We start from the raw sequence: 16,959 nt of genomic DNA, 5'->3' as shown, positions 1-16,959 counted from the left end.
CTGTTGCTCGCTCTTCCTCACTCAGGGCCGCCCTGACCTGAGCAGATCTCTCCCAGATCGGAAGGTCACCAACAGGCAAAACATGCGAGATAACCTACGGCATCGACGGCGCCGCCCACCGCGGAGCGCTCGGCGCCGGCGGCGCCACCGTCGCCGTGCTGGCCTGCGGGGTCGACCGGCCCTACCCGCGCGGGCACACCGAGTTGATCAACAGGATCGCCGAACAGGGCCTGGTGGTGGGGGAGTTGCCGCCCGGCGAGCATCCGACGCCGAGCAGATTCGTGCTCCGCAACCGCGTCATCGCGGCGCTCACCAGGGGCACCGTGGTCGTGGAGGCCGCCCTCCGCAGCGGCTCCCTGGTCACCGCACGGGCGGCACAGCGGCTCGGCCGGTACACCATGGGCATCCCCGGCCCCGCCACCAGCGGCCTCTCGACCGGAGTGCACGAGCTGCTGCGCGGAGAGGCCGTCCTGGTCACCGATGCCGCGGAAGTCGTCGAGCTCGTGGGAGACATGGGCGAGCTGGCCCCGGCCAGACGCGGCCCCGTCCTCCCGCGGGACCTGCTGGAGCCCGCCGCCCGGCGGGTCCTGGCCGCCCTGCCCGGGAACCGGCCGGCCTCGCCCGAGGAGGTGGCGCGCGGCGCGCTGACGTCCGAGGACGAGGTCGTCGCCAGACTGTACGAACTCCGAGCACTTGGTTACGTCGAACGACACGGCGACGGCTGGAAGTTGACACGCCAGGCGATGATCTCGGTCCGGGACGGTCGGAGTCGGTGCTGACCGAGCGTGTTCGGCCGTCCGGGGGAACCCCCGACGCCCTTGGGAATTCCCGGAGTTGACACCTCCCTCCAGTCACGCAGAGCGACGCGCCGAGCGCGGTCGGACGCGCCGTACAGGGGGTTCGCGCAGGGGTGGAGCCTCGTTGTTCGCGCACCGCGACTCCGTAGTCACGCTACGCTCACAAAGGTCCGACGCAGACCACGCCAACCGACATCAGACCGACACCTCGCCCATCCGGCTCCCTTCGCCCACTCCTCACCCCACTCCACCCCGCTCACCTCGCTCCACGGCACATCGCGGCACTTCCTGGCACTTCACGGCAGAACGGCACAAGGCGACGAATGCCCCAGCACACCTCCGGGTCCGACCGGGCGGCGATCCCCCAAGCCGCCCGCGACGGTGGCAGCGTGCGGCCGCCCGCTCCCTCGACGCTCGACGAGCTGTGGCGGTCGTACAAGGCGACGGGGGACGACCGGCTGCGGGAACAGCTGATCCTGCACTACTCACCGCTGGTCAAGTACGTGGCGGGACGGGTCAGCGTCGGCCTTCCGCCCAATGTGGAGCAGGCCGACTTCGTCTCCTCCGGGGTGTTCGGGCTCATCGACGCGATCGAGAAGTTCGACGTCGACCGGGAGATCAAGTTCGAGACGTACGCGATCACCCGGATCCGGGGCGCGATGATCGACGAGCTGCGGGCGCTGGACTGGATCCCGCGCTCCGTGCGGCAGAAGGCGCGCAACGTGGAGCGGGCGTACGCCACGCTGGAGGCGCGGCTGCGACGGACGCCCTCCGAGGGCGAGGTGGCCACCGAACTGGGTATTGAGGTCGATGAACTCCACGCCGTGTTCAGCCAGTTGTCGCTGGCCAACGTGGTGGCGCTGGAGGAGCTGCTGCATGTCGGGGGCGAGGGCGGGGACGGCCTCAGCGTCATGGACACGCTGGAGGACACCGCCGCGGACAACCCCGTGGAGGTGGCCGAGGACCGCGAGCTGCGGCGGTTCCTCGCGCGGGCCATCAACACGCTGCCCGATCGGGAGAAGACCGTGGTGACCCTCTACTACTACGAGGGACTCACCCTCGCCGAGATCGGGAACGTACTCGGTGTCACCGAGAGCCGGGTCAGTCAGATCCATACCAAGTCCGTGCTGCAGCTGCGGGCGAAGCTGGCGAGTTTCGGCCGCTGAGGACCCGGGGCCGGCCGCAGTGGGCCGCGTCCCGGTCGCGCTGTCTCCCGTCGGGCGCGGCACGTCCGTAGAGTGGACGAGTGCCAAGGATTCGAGCGGCCTCCGTGGCCGAGCACCGGTCGATGCAGCGAGCCGCCCTGCTGGACGCGGCGCGGTCCCTGCTGTCCGAGGGCGGGACGGAGGCGCTGACGTTCCCGGCGCTCGCCGAGCGGACGGGGCTGGCCAGGTCGTCCGTCTACGAGTACTTCCGCTCCCGGGCCGCGGTGGTCGAGGAACTGTGCGAGGTCGACTTCCCCGTGTGGGCGGCGGAGGTCGAGGCGGCGATGGAGCGGGCGGCTTCCGCCGAGGGCAAGGTCGAGGCGTATGTGCGCCGGCAGCTGTCCCTGGTCGGGGACCGGCGGCACCGGGCGGTGGTCGCGATCTCGGCGAGCGAGCTGGACCCGGGGGCCCGGGAGAAGATCCGGGCCGCGCACGGCGGGCTGGTCGCGATGATCATGGAAGCGCTCGGGGAACTGGGGCATGCGCAGCCCCGGCTGGCGGCGATGCTGGTACAGGGCGTCGTGGACGCGGCCGTGCGCCGCATCGAACTGGGCGCGGCGGAGGACCCGACGGTGATCACGGACGCGGCCGTGGCCATGGCCCTGCGGGGTGTGCAGGGCTGAGGCGAGCGGGGGGTTTCACTTGCCGGCGCCGGCAGGGTGCCGCTGCGCCCACCCGTGCCGCCCCAGGCGGCACGCATGCCCGCAGCTATGTAAGCGGCGCGACTGCAGCGCCCTGTAAGGCGCGCCGGGGGTACCCCCGGCCGAAGGCGGGGGGAGGAACTGCGCGACCAGCCCCCACCGGCCCGCAGCCGCGCAACCGTCGGCAATCACCCCTCCGGCAGCGGCACCCCCAGCACCGGCAGCAGTCTCGACGGACCCCCGTGCAGCAACCATGGCGGCAACAGCAGCAACGGGTTCACATACACGTCCCCTCGCAGCAGCCCCCAGTGCACACACGCCCGCCCACCGCAATGCGCGCCCCCCGGCTCCACCGTCCCCACCACCTCCCCCGCCGCCACCTCGTCCCCCTTCCGCACCGTCGCCGTCACCGGCTCGTACGTCGTACGGAGATCCGTGCCCGCCAGTGCCACGGACACCACGCCCCGCCCCGCCACCCGGCCCGCGTAGGAGACCCGGCCCGCCGCCACCGCCCGCACCGGCTCGCCCGCGGACGCGGCCACGTCGACTCCCCGGTGCCCGGGGCCGTACACCGTCGCCGGCGGTTCCCAGCCGCGCAGCACCGCCGGCCGTACCCCCACCGGCCAGGCGCGGCCGATCGACGGTACCGGTGGCGACGGAGGATCGTCCGCCCATGCCGCCGTCACCGCCAGGACCAGCGGCAACACCGTCGCCGCCCACACCCACCGCATCGCTCGTCGCATGACGGAACCGTCCCCCACCCACGCCGATCATGGCCGGTACCTGTGGATTACTCCCTGGTTGTGGACCGTGGCGTCACCCGGTACCCCGCGGGTCCCGTACACTTCCCTTGGCGATCCGGGTCACCGGGTCGACTTCGCACGCCCCGACATCAGGCCGGTAACACGGTCTGAGTCAGCGCTTCTCGGTCCTTTGCGGCACAGCGCACCCGGGCGTCAGGCGCGGGAGCCGTCCGGTACCCGCGGCACAACCGAGAAATTCAAGGAGATGGCCATGGCCGTCGTCACGATGCGGGAGCTGCTGGAGAGCGGCGTCCACTTCGGTCACCAGACCCGTCGCTGGAACCCGAAGATGAAGCGCTTCATCTTCACCGAGCGCAACGGCATCTACATCATCGACCTGCTCCAGTCGCTGTCGTACATCGACCGCGCCTACGAGTTCGTCAAGGAGACCGTCGCCCACGGCGGCACGGTCATGTTCGTCGGCACGAAGAAGCAGGCGCAGGAGGCCATCGCCGAGCAGGCCACCCGCGTCGGCATGCCCTTCGTCAACCAGCGCTGGCTGGGCGGCATGCTCACCAACTTCTCGACCGTCTACAAGCGTCTGCAGCGCCTCAAGGAGCTCGAGCAGATCGACTTCGAGGACGTCGCCGCGTCCGGTCTGACCAAGAAGGAGCTTCTCGTGCTCTCGCGCGAGAAGGCCAAGCTGGAGAAGACCCTCGGCGGTATCCGCGAGATGCAGAAGGTGCCCAGCGCCGTCTGGATCGTGGACACCAAGAAGGAGCACATCGCCGTTGGTGAGGCCCGGAAGCTCAACATTCCGGTCGTCGCGATCCTCGACACCAACTGCGACCCCGACGAGGTCGACTACAAGATCCCGGGCAACGACGACGCGATCCGCTCCGTCACCCTGCTCACCCGCGTGATCGCCGACGCGGTCGCCGAGGGTCTCATCTCCCGTTCCCGTGTCGCCACCGGCGACAAGGGCGAGAAGGCCGCGGGCGAGCCGCTGGCCGAGTGGGAGCGCGACCTGCTCGAGGGCGAGAAGAAGGCGGACGAGGCCGAGGTCCAGACCTCTGCCGAGACTGAGAAGGTCGCCGACGCCGAGCAGGCCGAGGTTCCGGCCGCCGAGGCCGCTGCCGAGGCCCCGGCGGAGGCCGCTGTCGAGGCCCCGGCGGAGGCCGCTGCCGAGGCTCCGGCCGCGGACGCCGAGCAGGCCTGACCCGTCAGCGTTGACGGCGGGGGCGGCGACATCCCGAACGCCCCCGCCGTTCACCCATAGATTCACGCTCTACATCTACGTGTAGATCGTGGATCGGGCAGATCTCCCGACTTCGAGAAAGACTTACGACTCATGGCGAACTACACCGCCGCTGACGTCAAGAAGCTCCGCGAGCTCACCGGCGCCGGCATGATGGACTGCAAGAAGGCCCTGGACGAGGCCGAGGGCGATGTCGACAAGGCTGTCGAGGCGCTCCGCATCAAGGGCCAGAAGGGCGTCGCCAAGCGCGAGGGCCGCTCCGCCGAGAACGGCGCCGTGGTCTCGATCATCGCCGACGACAACTCCTCCGGCGTCATCGTCGAGCTGAAGTGCGAGACGGACTTCGTCGCCAAGGGTGACAAGTTCCAGGCCGTCGCCAACACCATCGCCGAGCACGTCGCCAAGACCTCCCCGGCCGACCTGGAGGCCCTGCTCGCCTCCGAGATCGAGCCCGGCAAGACCGTCCAGGCGTTCGTGGACGAGGCCAACGCCAACCTCGGCGAGAAGATCGTCCTGGACCGCTTCGCGCAGTTCTCCGACGGCTTCGTGACCGCGTACATGCACCGCACGATGCCCGACCTGCCCCCGCAGATCGGTGTCCTCGTCGAGCTGGACAAGCCGAACGCCGAGGTCGCCAAGGGCGTCGCCCAGCACATCGCCGCCTTCGCGCCGAAGTACCTCGCCAAGGAGGACGTGCCGACCGACGTCGTCGAGTCCGAGCGCCGTGTCGCCGAGGAGACCACCCGCGCCGAGGGCAAGCCCGAGGCCGCGATCGCCAAGATCGTCGAGGGTCGTCTCAACGGCTTCTTCAAGGACGCCACGCTGCTCGGCCAGCCGTACGCCATCGACAACAAGAAGTCGGTCCAGAAGGTCCTGGACGAGGCCGGTGTCACCCTGAAGCGCTTCGCGCGCATCAAGGTCGGCATCTGAGTCCGTACCGCGATCGACGCGCGACCCGCGGGGAAATCCCGATAGGGTCGGCCGACAGCAGTCGTCCGTACGCACCGCCACACCCAGGGCGTGACGGACGGCGGCAGATCTGACGAGGAGGCCATTGCCGCGCATGGGCAGCGAAAAGCGACCCCACCGGCAATGGCCTTCTTCGTATGTGCACCACGTGAAAGAGGCGGGATCTCCATGACCACCAAAGCCCAGAAGAGCGACGACGGCAAAGTACACGGCCGGTTTCTGCTGAAGCTGTCCGGAGAGGCCTTCTCCGGTGGCGGCGGCCTGGGCGTGGACCCCGACGTGGTACACAAGATCGCCCGCGAGATCGCGGCCGTCGTGCGGGACGGCGCGCAGGTCGCCGTCGTCATCGGTGGCGGCAACTTCTTCCGCGGCGCCGAGCTCCAGCAGCGCGGCATGGACCGGGCCCGGTCCGACTACATGGGCATGCTCGGCACCGTGATGAACTGCCTCGCCCTCCAGGACTTCCTGGAGAAGGAGGGCATCGACAGCCGGGTGCAGACCGCGATCACCATGGGGCAGGTCGCCGAGCCGTACATCCCGCTGCGCGCCGTGCGCCACCTGGAGAAGGGCCGCGTGGTCATCTTCGGCGCCGGTATGGGCATGCCGTACTTCTCCACCGACACCACCGCCGCCCAGCGCGCCCTGGAGATCGACGCCGAGGCGCTGCTCATGGGCAAGAACGGTGTGGACGGGGTCTACGACTCCGACCCCAAGACCAACCCCGACGCCGTCAAGTTCGACTCCCTCGGCTACGGCGAGGTCATCACCCGCGAGCTCAAGGTCGCCGACGCCACCGCGATCACCCTCTGCCGCGACAACAAGCTGCCGATCCTCGTGTTCGAGCTGCTGGCGGAGGGCAATATCGCGCGCGCCGTCAAGGGTGAGAAGATCGGCACGCTGGTGGGTGACCAGGGCAGCCGGGCCTGACCGACAACGCCTGACGCACCCTGACCGGGGGATGGACAATGTCCTGCCGGTCGGGAACCGTTCAGGAAAGAAGACGCGACGCAGCCGGCCGCCGCCCCGCCAACGGAACCGCAGCCGGGCCTTACTCAAGACACGCAGGAGCAAGTGGTGATCGAAGAGACCCTCCTCGAGGCCGAGGAGAAGATGGAGAAGGCCGTCGTGGTCGCCAAGGAGGACTTCGCCGCGATCCGCACCGGCCGTGCGCACCCGGCGATGTTCAACAAGATCGTGGCCGACTACTACGGTGCGCCGACGCCGATCAACCAGCTGGCCTCGTTCTCCGTGCCGGAACCGCGCATGGCGGTCGTGACCCCGTTCGACAAGACGGCCCTGCGCAACATCGAGCAGGCCATCCGCGACTCGGACCTGGGCGTCAACCCGAGCAACGACGGCAACATCATCCGTGTGGTGTTCCCCGAGCTCACCGAGGAGCGCCGCCGCGACTACATCAAGGTCGCCAAGGGCAAGGCGGAGGACTCCCGGGTCTCCATCCGTTCCGTCCGCCGCAAGGCCAAGGACGCGATCGACAAGCTGATCAAGGACGGCGAGGTCGGCGAGGACGAGGGCCGTCGCGCCGAGAAGGAGCTCGACGACCTCACCGCGAAGTACGTCGCGCAGGTGGACGAGCTCCTCAAGCACAAGGAAGCGGAGCTTCTCGAAGTCTGATGAACGACTCATCCTGGGGAGCGCCGCCACACGCCGGGCCGCAGGCGGGACCGCAGGCCGGGCAGGTTGGTGCACCGGCCGGGTACTGGGGGCCGACCGATGAGGGCACCGGTCAGGGGTACGACACCGGTCAGGGATACGACCAGGGCCACGGGCACGACCAGGGCCAGGGCCAGGTCCCCGGCCACGGGTACGTGCCCGGTCAGGGGTACGGCCAGAGCCATGTCCAGGGCCATGTCCAGGGCCATGGACAAGGTCCCGGTCAGGGCTACGACCACGGCTATGCCCATGGCTACGGTCAGGGGCATGTCCAGGGAGCCGCCCCGGCGGGTCCCGCGTACGATGCGCATGACGCGCAGCAGACTCGCCCCATGCCCATCGTGTCCGACGACATACCCGAGTACGGCGGAGACCAGGACGACGACCGGGGGGCCGCTCGGCTGAGCGGCCCCTTGTTCCGAGACGGGACGTTCCGCGACGGCACGTCCCGCGACGGGACGTGCCGCAACGACACCTCGTCGGCGCAGCCTCTGCCTCACGCGGCGGCGCCGCAGAATCCGGAGCCCATGCCCGACGCCCCACAGCCGGCGCCCACGCCGCAGAAGAAGAGCGCGGGTCGCGACCTGGGTGCGGCCATAGGGGTCGGCGTCGGACTGGGCGTCGTGATCGTGGCGTCCCTGTTCGTCGTCAAGGCCGTCTTCGTCGGCGTGGTGGCGGTCGCGGTGGTGGTGGGCCTGTGGGAGCTCACCAGCAGGCTCCAGGAGCGCAAGGGCATCAAGGCGCCGCTCGTCCCGCTGGCGCTGGGCGGCGCGGCGATGGTGGTCTCCGGCTACGCCCGTGGAGCCGAGGGCGCCTGGGTCGCGCTGGCCTTCACCGGGCTGGCGGTCCTGGTCTGGCGGATGACCGAACCGCCGGAGGGCTATCTCAAGGACGTCACGGCGGGCCTCTTCGCGGCGTTCTACGTCCCGTTCCTGGCGACGTTCGTCGCGATGATGCTCACCGCCGACGACGGCGCCTTCCGGGTCATGACCTTCCTGCTCCTCACGGTGGTCAGCGACACCGGCGCCTACGCGGTCGGCTGGCGCTTCGGCACCCACAAGCTCGCCCCGCGCATCAGCCCCGGCAAGACCCGCGAGGGTCTGGTCGGCGCGGTGCTGTTCGCCATGGTCGCGGGCGCGCTGTGCATGCAGTTCCTGATCGACGACGGCACCTGGTGGCAGGGCCTGCTGCTGGGTCTCGCGGTCGCGGCCAGCGCCACGCTCGGCGACCTCGGCGAGTCCATGATCAAGCGGGACCTGGGCATCAAGGACATGGGCACGCTCCTGCCGGGCCATGGCGGCATCATGGACCGGCTGGACTCCCTGCTCCCGACGGCTCCGGTGGTGTGGCTGCTGATGGTGTTGTTCGTCGGCAGCAGCTGACGTACAAGAACAGCTGACGTACAAGAACGTGACCGCTGTACAAGAGCTGTCGTAGGCGAGCCCCCGTCCTCCACAGGGCGGGGGCTCGTCGGCATCTCGGCCCCGGATGCCGCAGCAGAAATCGCACGGGCACACCGGCGGGAGGCAGACTCCCTGTGAGGATGCTCCGTCCTCCGACGTGCGTGCAGGGAGTGTGCCCATGCCCCTCGACCCGGCCCAGGCCGCCACCCCGTCCCCGACCCCGCCTCCTCCGCCGGTGCGGTTCTGGCCCGTCGACGACCTGCCCGCGCTCGACCCCGACCCGTTCCTGGACGAGCTGCTCCGCGAGGTGCCGGTCGCACGGATCAGGCTGGGGCACGGCGAGGGGCACGCCTGGCTGGTCACCCGGTACGAGGACGTCCGCTTCGTCACCTCCGACCCCCGCTTCTCCCGGGAAGCCGTCGCCGGCCGTGACATCACCAGCATGCGGCCGGTGCCCGTGGCCTCGCAGACGGCGGGCCTGCAGTACATCGACCCGCCCGGGCACAACCGGCTGCGCCGGGTCGTCGCCCGTGCCTTCACCGGCAGGGCCATGCAACGGCTGCGGCCGATGGCCGAACGCAGGGCCGCCGAACTCCTCGACGTGATGGCGGACGCGGGCCCGCCGGCCGATCTCATGGAGCATCTGCACGGCCCCTTCCCGATCGCGGTGATCCGCGACTTCCTCGGCGTCGACGAGAAGGACTGGCACCGCTGGGCGGCGACCGGCGAGGTCCTGCTGTCCGCGGGCGCCGACTCCGAGGACCGCGCCAGGCAGGCCGCGCGGGCCACCCGGGCCCGGCTCGCCGAGCTGCTCCGGAGCCGCCGCGAGGAACCCCGTGACGACCTCGCCGGTGTGCTGGCGCTGGCCGCGGCCGAGGGCGAGATCACCGACGACGAGGCGATCTCCCTGGCCACCTCCATCCAGGTCAGCGGCGGGCACGCGGTCCGCAACAACAGCGGCTCGATGATGTACGCGCTGCTCACCCGGCCCGGCCACCTGGACCGGCTGCGCCGCGAGCCGGAGCTGCTGCCCAAGGCCGTGGACGAACTCTTCCGCTACGTCCCGCACCGCAACGGCGTCGGCATCCCGCGCGTCGCCGTCGAGGACGTGGAGGTCGGCGGTCAGCTGATCCGGGCCGGTGAGGTCGTCTACAACGCGTATGTCGCCGCCAACCGTGACCCCGTGGTCTTCCCCGACCCCGACACCCTGGACTTCGACCGCGCGAACGGCCCCCATCTGGCCTTCGGGCACGGCCCCCACCACTGCATGGCCGCGATCATGGCCCGTACGGAGGCCGAGATCATGATCGGCTCGGTCCTCGCCCGCTTCCCCGGCATCCGCCTGGCCGTGCCCCCCGAGGAGGTCGAGTTCCAGCGCCAGGGCCTGATCCGCGGACCGCGCACCCTGCCCGTGACCTGGTGACGGAGGAGGGCGGGGCAGGATGCGCCGACCAGGAGCCGGTCATCCCAGCGGGTACGGAACGGCGCTCTCACGCAAGGTGGCACGCAGCCGCAGGCCGGCGGTCGCGAGACCTACGAAGGTGGTGACCTGGTGGCTGGGCTCCGGTCCGGGCGGCTCGCTCAACTGGTGGCGGCGGGCGGTCTGCGCGGTCAGAAGCGTCAGCATCGCCATGGCCAGAGCGGCCCCCTCGCAGCCGTGCGGCCCGGTACCGAAGGAGAGGAAGGCCCCGGGTGTCGTCGGCGAGCCCGAGGCATCGAGCCAGCGCTCGGGCCGGAACCGGTCCGGCTCGGGGTGTTCCCGCGCGTCGCGGTGGGCGGTGTAGGGGCAGACGAGAACGGTGGACCCGGCGTCGATGGTGTAGCCGGCGACCTGGGTCGGGTGCCTGGCCTGCCGGGTCAGCAGCCAGCTCGGCGGGTGCAGCCGGAGCACCTCGCGCACCAGTGCCTGGGTGTACCGCAGGTCTTCGAGGTGTTCGCTCGTCGTCGCGGCCGGGTCCGCGGGCAGCAGGGCGGCTTCGGCCGCGACGCGGTCCGCCGCCCGGGGGTACCGGGCCAGGTGGAGCAGGATCCATCCGGCTGCCCGGGAGGGTGCTTCGAACGTGGCGACGGTGATTCCGGGGAGAGTGTCGAGGGCGGCCTCCTCCGGCAGCGGGCCGAAGCGAGGAGAGGGCTGGAGCATCTGTCCCAGCACGTCGTCACCGAGCGGGCCCGGGGAACGGCGCCGGCGGATGACGGGCCGTAGCGCGTCGGTGAAGGCGACCTGCTGCCGGGTGCGGAACCGCCGTGCCGGTGTGGGGACCCAGCGTGGCCACACCCAGCGCGAGGGGCTGGCGAGCACCTCGCGGGCCAGGAAGAGCCGTGCGGCGAAGGGCAGCAGGGCCGGAGCGTCCTCGGAGAAGAGGTAGCGCAGGCCGATCTCCGCCAGGGCGTGCCGTACCAGGGGCAGCACCTCGACGTCCTGGTCCGTGGGCCACTGGTCGGCGAATCGAGCGGCCCCGGGCGCGATCTCGCCGATCCGGGCCGCGACCGCCTGCGAGCGCAGTCCGCGCATACGGGCGGCGTGGGCGTGCGCACGCTCCTCGGACGTCGGTGCCGTGCCCGACGGCTTCAACGGCGGGAACAGAGGTGCGGATGCCTTGGGGAAATCCTGCGCGCGGCGCAGGACGTCCTCGCACGGCCCGGCCGAGGCGGCCACATAGACCCCCGGTTCCAGCTGCCAGATGTCCCCGCACTCCTCGGCGCCGCGGCGCGCCGTCGCCAGCCGGTCATGACTCCAGGCCGCGAAGCTGCCTCCGGGCAGCCGCGGCGGCTGTTGCAGTGGGCCCATGAGATCGTTCCTGGTGGCTGTCCAGGCCGATGTCGTCGGCAGTGTGGCTGGGAGCCGGCGGGCGCCCGGAGGTGCCCGCCGACGGTGTGGTCAGGCCGAGTCGTCGCCGGCGTATCCGTCCCACTCGTGTTCCCCGTACGCACCGTAGTGGCGGGTGAAGGACAGTTTGCCGAGCAGCTTGGCGATCATGATGCTCTCCTCTCGCCTGTCTTCAGCATCAGATGCCACACATTCCATAGTGACACATGTGACGCATACGTCATATATGCCCATAACTGCCAGGTCGGGGTCCCGACTGGATCTGAGACACTGGTACAGCCATGCCTAAGCCAGGAGAACTCACTTTCGTCGCCCCGCGCGGAGCCAAGAAGCCGCCGCGGCATCTCGCCGACCTCACGCCCGCCGAGCGCAAGGACGCGGTGGCCGAGATCGGGGAGAAGCCGTTCCGTGCCAAGCAGCTCTCGCAGCACTACTTCGCGCGGTACGCGCACGAGCCCGAGCAGTGGACGGACATCCCGGCCGGCTCCCGGGACAAGCTGCGCGAGGCGCTGTTCCCGGAGCTGATGACCGTCGTACGGCATCTGTCGACGGACGAGGGCACCACCCGTAAGACGCTGTGGCGGCTGTTCGACGGCACGCTCGTCGAGTCGGTGCTGATGCGTTACCCGGACCGGGTGACCATGTGCATCAGCTCGCAGGCGGGGTGCGGGATGAACTGCCCGTTCTGCGCGACCGGGCAGGCGGGGCTGGACCGGAATCTGTCCGCCGCCGAGATCGTCCATCAGATCGTGGACGGGATGCGCGCGCTCAGGGACGGCGACGTGCCCGGCGGTCCCGCCCGGCTCTCCAACATCGTCTTCATGGGCATGGGCGAGCCGCTCGCCAACTACAAGCGGGTCGTCACCGCCATCCGGGCGCTGACCGACCCGGCGCCCGACGGACTGGGCCTCTCGCAGCGCGGGATCACCGTCTCGACCGTCGGACTGGTCCCGGCCATCCACCGGTTCGCCGACGAGGGCTTCAAGTGCCGGCTCGCGATCTCCCTGCACGCCCCCGACGACGAGCTCCGTGACACCCTCGTGCCGGTCAACACCCGGTGGAAGGTGCGCGAGGTCCTCGACGCCGGGTTCGAGTACGTCGAGAAGAGCGGCCGCCGGCTGTCCATCGAGTACGCCCTCATCCGGGACATCAACGACCAGGCGTGGCGCGGCGACCGGCTGGGCCGTCTGCTCCGGGGCAAGCCCGTGCACGTCAACCTCATCCCGCTGAACCCGACTCCGGGTTCGAAGTGGACCGCGTCGCGGCCCGAGGACGAGAAGGCGTTCGTCGAGGCGATCGCGGCGCATGGGGTGCCCGTCACCGTCCGGGACACCCGTGGCCAGGAGATCGACGGCGCCTGTGGTCAGCTCGCGGCCACCGAGAGGTAATCTGAGGGCCGTACCCATATCTTCATATTCCGACAGGGGAGCGCCACAGCGCTGAGAGTGCGGCAATCGGGCCGCAGACCCTCTGAACCTCGCCCAGGTCATTCTGGGTAGGAAGTTCGGTCACCACTCAAGCTGTTGCGCCCTGCCCAGTGAGCTGAGCCTCACCGGGCAGGGCCGCGTCTCTTCCTGGTCAACTCCAGGAGGAAAAACACCAGTGCACACCAAGACCTTCTTGGCCGCGGCCGTCGGGCTCGGTCTCGTCACGCTGTCCGCGTGCGGGTCGTCCAACGGCTCCCAGACGGACTCGAAGACCATCACCCTGGTCAGCCATGACTCATGGGCCGTCTCCAAGAACGTGCTCCAGGACTTCGAGAAGCAGTCCGGCTACAAGGTGCGGGTCCTCAAGGACGGCGACGCCGGACAGGCCGTCAACAAGGCCATCCTGACCAAGGACAACCCGCAGGGCGATGTCTTCTTCGGCGTCGACAACACCCTGCTGTCCCGGGCCCTCGACAACGGGCTCTTCCAGCCGTACCAGGCCAAGGGCCTCGACCAGGTCGGCACGTCGTACCAGCTCGACGCGGCCAAGCACCGGGTCACGCCCATCGACTACGGCGACATCTGCGTCAACTACGACAAGGCGTACTTCAGCGAGCACAAGCTGACCCCGCCCACCTCCTACGCCGACCTGGTCAAGCCGCAGTACAAGAACCTCCTCGTCACCGAGAACGCGTCCACCTCGTCGCCGGGGCTCGGCTTCCTGCTCGGCTCCGCCGCCCAGTACGGCGATGGGGGCACCTCCCGCTCGAGCGAAGCCGAGAGTGGGGGAGGCTGGCAGGACTACTGGAAGAAGCTCACGGCCAACGGCGTCAAGGTCGTCGACGGCTGGGAGCAGGCCTACAACGAGGAGTTCTCCGGCTCGGCCGGCGGCAAGAAGGCCAAGGGCGACCGGCCGCTGGTCGTGTCGTACGCCTCGTCCCCGCCCGCCGAGGTGATCTACGGCGACCCGAAGCCCAGCACCGCGCCCACCGGCGTCGCGACCGGCACCTGCTTCCGGCAGATCGAGTTCGCGGGGTTGCTGAGCAACGCGAAGAACACCAAGGGCGGTAAGGCGCTCATCGACTTCCTGGTCTCCAAGGAGTTCCAGGAGGACATGCCGCTGAACATGTTCGTCTACCCGGTGGTCCAGGGGGCCAGCGTGCCCGCCGAGTTCACGAAGTACGGTCCCGCCGCCAAGGACCCCGAGACCATGGCGCCGGAGAAGATCGCCGCCAACCGTGACCAGTGGGTCAAGACGTGGACGTCACTCGTACTGAAGTAGCCCCCCGCAAGGGCCGTTCGGGGAACGTGGCGCGGCTCGGTCTGATGGCCGTGCCCGTCGCGTTCTTCGCCGTCTTCTTCGCCTGGCCCGTCGCGGCGATCGTCGCGCGCGGACTGAAGGTCGACGGGCGGTGGCGGCTCGGCCGGATCGCCGACGTCGTCGGGCAGTCCGACATCCGGCACGTCCTGTGGTTCACCACCTGGCAGGCGCTCGCCTCCACCGCGCTCACCCTGCTGGTCGCGCTGCCCGCCGCCTATGTCTTCGCCCGCCTCGAATTCCCGGGCAAGCAGGTGCTGCGGGCGGTGGTCACGGTGCCGTTCGTGCTGCCGACGGTCGTGGTCGGGACCGCCTTCCTGGCGCTCGTCGGGCGGGGCGGACTGCTGGACGAGCTGTGGGGCGTACGACTCGACACCACCGTCTGGGCCATCCTGCTCGCGCATGTCTTCTTCAACTACGCGGTCGTCGTACGGACCGTGGGCGGGCTCTGGTCCCAGCTGGACCCGCGGCAGGAGGAAGCCGCCCGGATGCTCGGCGCCTCCCCGCTGGGCGCCTGGCGGAAGGTGACCCTGCCCGCGCTCGCGCCCGCGGTGGCCGCCGCCGCGCTGATGGTCTTCCTGTTCACCTTCACCTCCTTCGGTGTGGTGCAGATCCTCGGCGGCCCCACCTTCTCCACCCTCGAAGTGGAGATCTACCGGCAGACCTCCGAGATCTTCGACCTCACCACGGCCGCCGTCCTCACCATCGTGCAGTTCGTCGCGGTCGGCGCGATCCTCGTCGTGCACGCGTGGACGGTACGGCGCCGGGAGAGCGCGCTCAGGCTGGTCGCCCCGGAGTCGACCGCACGCCGGCCGCGCGGGGCCGGGCAGTGGGCGCTGCTCGGCGGGGTCCTGGCCACCGTCGCCGTACTCCTCGTGCTGCCGCCGGCCGTGCTGGTACGGCGGTCGATCGACGGAGGGTTCGGGTACTACCGGGCGCTGGGCGACGCCGACGGCGGGACCTTCCTGGTCGCGCCGATCGAGTCGGTCGTCAACTCGCTGCAGTACGCGGTCGTGGCCACCGCCGTCGCGCTGGTGATCGGCGGGCTCGCCGCCGCCGCGCTGGCCCGGCGGGACGCGGGGCGGCTGGTACGGGGCTTCGACGCGCTGCTGATGCTGCCGCTCGGGGTGTCCGCGGTGACCGTCGGCTTCGGGTTCCTGATCGCGCTCGACAAGCCGCCGCTGGATCTGCGGCAGTCCTGGATCCTCGTGCCGCTCGCGCAGGCACTGGTCGGGGTCCCGTTCGTGGTGCGGACCATGCTGCCCGTGCTGCGGGCCGTGGACGAACGGCTGCGGGAGGCGGCGGCCGTGCTCGGTGCCTCGCCCTGGCGGGTGTGGCGGGAGGTCGATCTGCCCATGGTGCGGCGGGCGCTGCTGATCGCGGCGGGATTCGCGTTCGCCGTGTCGCTGGGGGAGTTCGGGGCGACGGTCTTCATCGCGCGGCCGGACAATCCGACGCTGCCGGTCGCCGTGGCCCGGCTGCTCAGCCGTCCCGGTGATCTCAACTACGGCCAGGCGATGGCCCTTTCCACGATTCTGATGGTGGTGTGCGCGGTGGCGCTGCTGGTCCTGGAGCGGCTGCGGACGGACCGGACGGGGGAGTTCTGATGCCACTTCTCGAACTGGGGCGGGCCACCGTGCGGTTCGGCGGCCGGGCGGTGCTCGACGCCGTCGATCTCGAAGTCGCCGAGCACGAGGTGGTGTGTGTGCTCGGGCCCAGCGGGAGCGGCAAGTCCACCCTGCTCAGGGTGGTGGCGGGGCTGCAACCGCTCGACTCCGGACGGGTGTCGCTCGACGGGCGCGACCAGGTGCGGGTGCCGGCGCATCAGCGGGGGGTCGGGCTGATGTTCCAGGACCACCAGCTGTTCCCGCAGCGGGACGTGGGCGGGAACGTGGCCTTCGGGCTCCGGATGCGGGGCGAGGGCAAGGGACAACAGGCCCAGCGGGTCGGCGAGTTGCTGGAGCTGGTCGGGTTGCCGGGAGCCGCGCGGCGGGCCGTCGCCGGGCTCTCCGGTGGTGAGCAGCAGCGGGTGGCGCTCGCACGGGCGCTGGCGCCCCGGCCCCGGCTGCTGATGCTCGACGAACCGCTGGGACAGCTCGACCGCTCGCTGCGGGAGCGGCTGGTGGTCGAACTGCGCGAGCTGTTCGGACGGTTGGGTACGACCGTGCTCGCCGTGACGCACGACCAGGGCGAGGCGTTCGCACTGGCCGACCGGGTGGTGGTGATGCGGGACGGGCGGATCGCCCAGTCCGGCACCCCGCTCGATGTCTGGCAGCGGCCCGCCGACGAGTTCGTGGCCCGCTTCCTCGGCTTCGACAACGTGGTCCCGGCGACCGTCGAGGGATCGGTCGCGGTGACGCCGTGGGGGAAGCTGCCGGTGGCCCGGAACGCGCCCCAGGGGCAGCGCACGCTGCTGGTCCGGCCCGCCGGGGTACGCCTTGTGGCTGCTGACGCGGGGCTGCCCTGCACGGTGACCGCCCGCACCTTCCAGGGCACCCATGTCACCGTCCACCTCCAGCCCCAGGACGGTCCACGACTGGCGGCGGCCTGCGCGCTGCGTGAGGCGCCGGAGGCCGGGGACACGGTGGGCGTCGAGTTCGACGCGGCGGAGACCGTCGTACTGGACTGACCGCATACATACACACATACGACCGAGGCCCGTCCCCCGGGGATACGGGGACGGGCCTCGACGACGTACTG

Annotated in this window: 14 protein-coding genes, 1 pseudogene and 1 riboswitch; of the genes and pseudogenes, 13 read left to right on the top strand and 2 right to left on the bottom strand. The window is 70.5% G+C overall.

Annotated features, from left to right (window positions below; genetic code table 11):
• Positions 1-95: 95 nt before the first annotated feature.
• The 3 genes and pseudogenes from ACIRR9_RS22455 to ACIRR9_RS22445 form a co-directional block, all read left to right on the top strand.
• A pseudogene (locus tag ACIRR9_RS22455) lies at positions 96-779 on the top strand (DNA-processing protein DprA); the annotation flags it as partial.
• Positions 780-1,120: 341 nt separating this feature from the next.
• Complete coding sequence (gene whiG / locus ACIRR9_RS22450; RefSeq protein ID WP_123973838.1) at positions 1,121-1,963, top strand: RNA polymerase sigma factor WhiG; 843 nt, start codon at positions 1,121-1,123, stop codon at positions 1,961-1,963.
• Between the two features lie 104 nt (positions 1,964-2,067).
• Positions 2,068-2,625: a TetR/AcrR family transcriptional regulator gene (locus ACIRR9_RS22445; RefSeq protein ID WP_403755038.1), complete on the top strand. Its 558-nt coding sequence runs from the start codon at positions 2,068-2,070 to the stop codon at positions 2,623-2,625.
• A 206-nt stretch (positions 2,626-2,831) separates the two neighbouring features.
• Here the strand turns inward: ACIRR9_RS22445 and ACIRR9_RS22440 are convergent, their stop codons facing one another.
• Positions 2,832-3,386 carry a murein hydrolase activator EnvC family protein gene (locus ACIRR9_RS22440; protein WP_403754532.1) on the bottom strand — a complete coding sequence of 185 codons (555 nt, stop codon included), beginning with the start codon at positions 3,384-3,386 and terminating at the stop codon, positions 2,832-2,834.
• 271 nt (positions 3,387-3,657) lie between these two features.
• Here ACIRR9_RS22440 and rpsB point away from each other — a divergent pair, with 271 nt between their 5' ends.
• The 6 genes from rpsB to ACIRR9_RS22410 all read left to right on the top strand — a co-directional run bounded on the left by rpsB (position 3,658) and on the right by ACIRR9_RS22410 (position 10,110).
• Complete coding sequence (gene rpsB / locus ACIRR9_RS22435) at positions 3,658-4,605, top strand: 30S ribosomal protein S2 (RefSeq protein ID WP_403754529.1); 948 nt, start codon at positions 3,658-3,660, stop codon at positions 4,603-4,605.
• A gap of 132 nt (positions 4,606-4,737) precedes the next feature.
• Complete coding sequence (gene tsf, locus ACIRR9_RS22430; RefSeq protein ID WP_403754526.1) at positions 4,738-5,574, top strand: translation elongation factor Ts; 837 nt, start codon at positions 4,738-4,740, stop codon at positions 5,572-5,574.
• 207 nt (positions 5,575-5,781) lie between these two features.
• On the top strand, positions 5,782-6,540 hold the full coding sequence (gene pyrH / locus ACIRR9_RS22425) for a UMP kinase (RefSeq protein ID WP_123973834.1): 759 nt from the start codon (positions 5,782-5,784) through the stop codon (positions 6,538-6,540).
• A gap of 147 nt (positions 6,541-6,687) precedes the next feature.
• A complete protein-coding gene (gene frr, locus ACIRR9_RS22420) occupies positions 6,688-7,245 on the top strand; it encodes a ribosome recycling factor (RefSeq protein WP_123973833.1) in 558 nt (185 codons plus the stop codon).
• Positions 7,246-7,439: 194 nt separating this feature from the next.
• On the top strand, positions 7,440-8,666 hold the full coding sequence (locus ACIRR9_RS22415; protein WP_403755035.1) for a phosphatidate cytidylyltransferase: 1,227 nt from the start codon (positions 7,440-7,442) through the stop codon (positions 8,664-8,666).
• Positions 8,667-8,865: 199 nt separating this feature from the next.
• On the top strand, positions 8,866-10,110 hold the full coding sequence (locus ACIRR9_RS22410) for a cytochrome P450 (RefSeq protein ID WP_403754521.1): 1,245 nt from the start codon (positions 8,866-8,868) through the stop codon (positions 10,108-10,110).
• A 39-nt stretch (positions 10,111-10,149) separates the two neighbouring features.
• Here ACIRR9_RS22410 and ACIRR9_RS22405 read toward each other — a convergent pair whose 3' ends face one another.
• Positions 10,150-11,475, bottom strand: coding sequence for a cytochrome P450 (locus tag ACIRR9_RS22405; RefSeq protein WP_403754518.1), 1,326 nt, complete (start codon positions 11,473-11,475; stop codon positions 10,150-10,152).
• A 320-nt stretch (positions 11,476-11,795) separates the two neighbouring features.
• On the opposite strand from ACIRR9_RS22405, the gene rlmN reads away from it, so the two are divergent.
• The 4 genes from rlmN (at position 11,796) to ACIRR9_RS22385 (ending at position 16,888) form a co-directional block, all read left to right on the top strand.
• Positions 11,796-12,902, top strand: coding sequence for a 23S rRNA (adenine(2503)-C(2))-methyltransferase RlmN (gene rlmN / locus ACIRR9_RS22400; protein WP_365338317.1), 1,107 nt, complete (start codon positions 11,796-11,798; stop codon positions 12,900-12,902).
• Positions 12,903-12,926: 24 nt separating this feature from the next.
• A riboswitch (TPP riboswitch) is annotated at positions 12,927-13,034 on the top strand.
• 82 nt (positions 13,035-13,116) lie between these two features.
• The gene (locus ACIRR9_RS22395) at positions 13,117-14,223 is read left to right on the top strand and encodes a thiamine ABC transporter substrate binding subunit (protein WP_403754513.1); all 1,107 of its coding nucleotides are present in this window, start codon (positions 13,117-13,119) and stop codon (positions 14,221-14,223) included.
• A gap of 44 nt (positions 14,224-14,267) precedes the next feature.
• A complete protein-coding gene (locus ACIRR9_RS22390) occupies positions 14,268-15,866 on the top strand; it encodes an ABC transporter permease (RefSeq protein WP_403754510.1) in 1,599 nt (532 codons plus the stop codon).
• Positions 15,866-16,888, top strand: a complete 1,023-nt coding sequence (locus ACIRR9_RS22385; RefSeq protein WP_403754507.1) for an ABC transporter ATP-binding protein — start codon at positions 15,866-15,868, stop codon at positions 16,886-16,888. Before ACIRR9_RS22390 ends, ACIRR9_RS22385 begins: the two co-directional genes overlap by 1 nt.
• Positions 16,889-16,959: the final 71 nt, after the last annotated feature.

It is taken from the genome of Streptomyces sp. NPDC101234, from assembly GCF_044767525.1.
GTDB lineage: Bacteria > Actinomycetota > Actinomycetes > Streptomycetales > Streptomycetaceae > Streptomyces > Streptomyces sasae.
The sequence above is the reverse complement of the archived record's forward strand: the minus strand, read 5'-3'. Positions and strand labels throughout refer to the sequence as shown.

Coding starts and splice junctions, on each gene's coding strand:
- whiG (WP_123973838.1), top strand. CDS start 1,121: ATGCCCCAGCACACCTCCGGGTCCGACCGGGCGGCGATCCCCCAAGCC.
- ACIRR9_RS22440 (WP_403754532.1), bottom strand. CDS start 3,386: ATGCGACGAGCGATGCGGTGGGTGTGGGCGGCGACGGTGTTGCCGCTG.
- rpsB (WP_403754529.1), top strand. CDS start 3,658: ATGGCCGTCGTCACGATGCGGGAGCTGCTGGAGAGCGGCGTCCACTTC.
- tsf (WP_403754526.1), top strand. CDS start 4,738: ATGGCGAACTACACCGCCGCTGACGTCAAGAAGCTCCGCGAGCTCACC.
- pyrH (WP_123973834.1), top strand. CDS start 5,782: ATGACCACCAAAGCCCAGAAGAGCGACGACGGCAAAGTACACGGCCGG.
- ACIRR9_RS22410 (WP_403754521.1), top strand. CDS start 8,866: ATGCCCCTCGACCCGGCCCAGGCCGCCACCCCGTCCCCGACCCCGCCT.
- ACIRR9_RS22405 (WP_403754518.1), bottom strand. CDS start 11,475: ATGGGCCCACTGCAACAGCCGCCGCGGCTGCCCGGAGGCAGCTTCGCG.
- rlmN (WP_365338317.1), top strand. CDS start 11,796: ATGCCTAAGCCAGGAGAACTCACTTTCGTCGCCCCGCGCGGAGCCAAG.
- ACIRR9_RS22390 (WP_403754510.1), top strand. CDS start 14,268: ATGGCCGTGCCCGTCGCGTTCTTCGCCGTCTTCTTCGCCTGGCCCGTC.
- ACIRR9_RS22385 (WP_403754507.1), top strand. CDS start 15,866: ATGCCACTTCTCGAACTGGGGCGGGCCACCGTGCGGTTCGGCGGCCGG.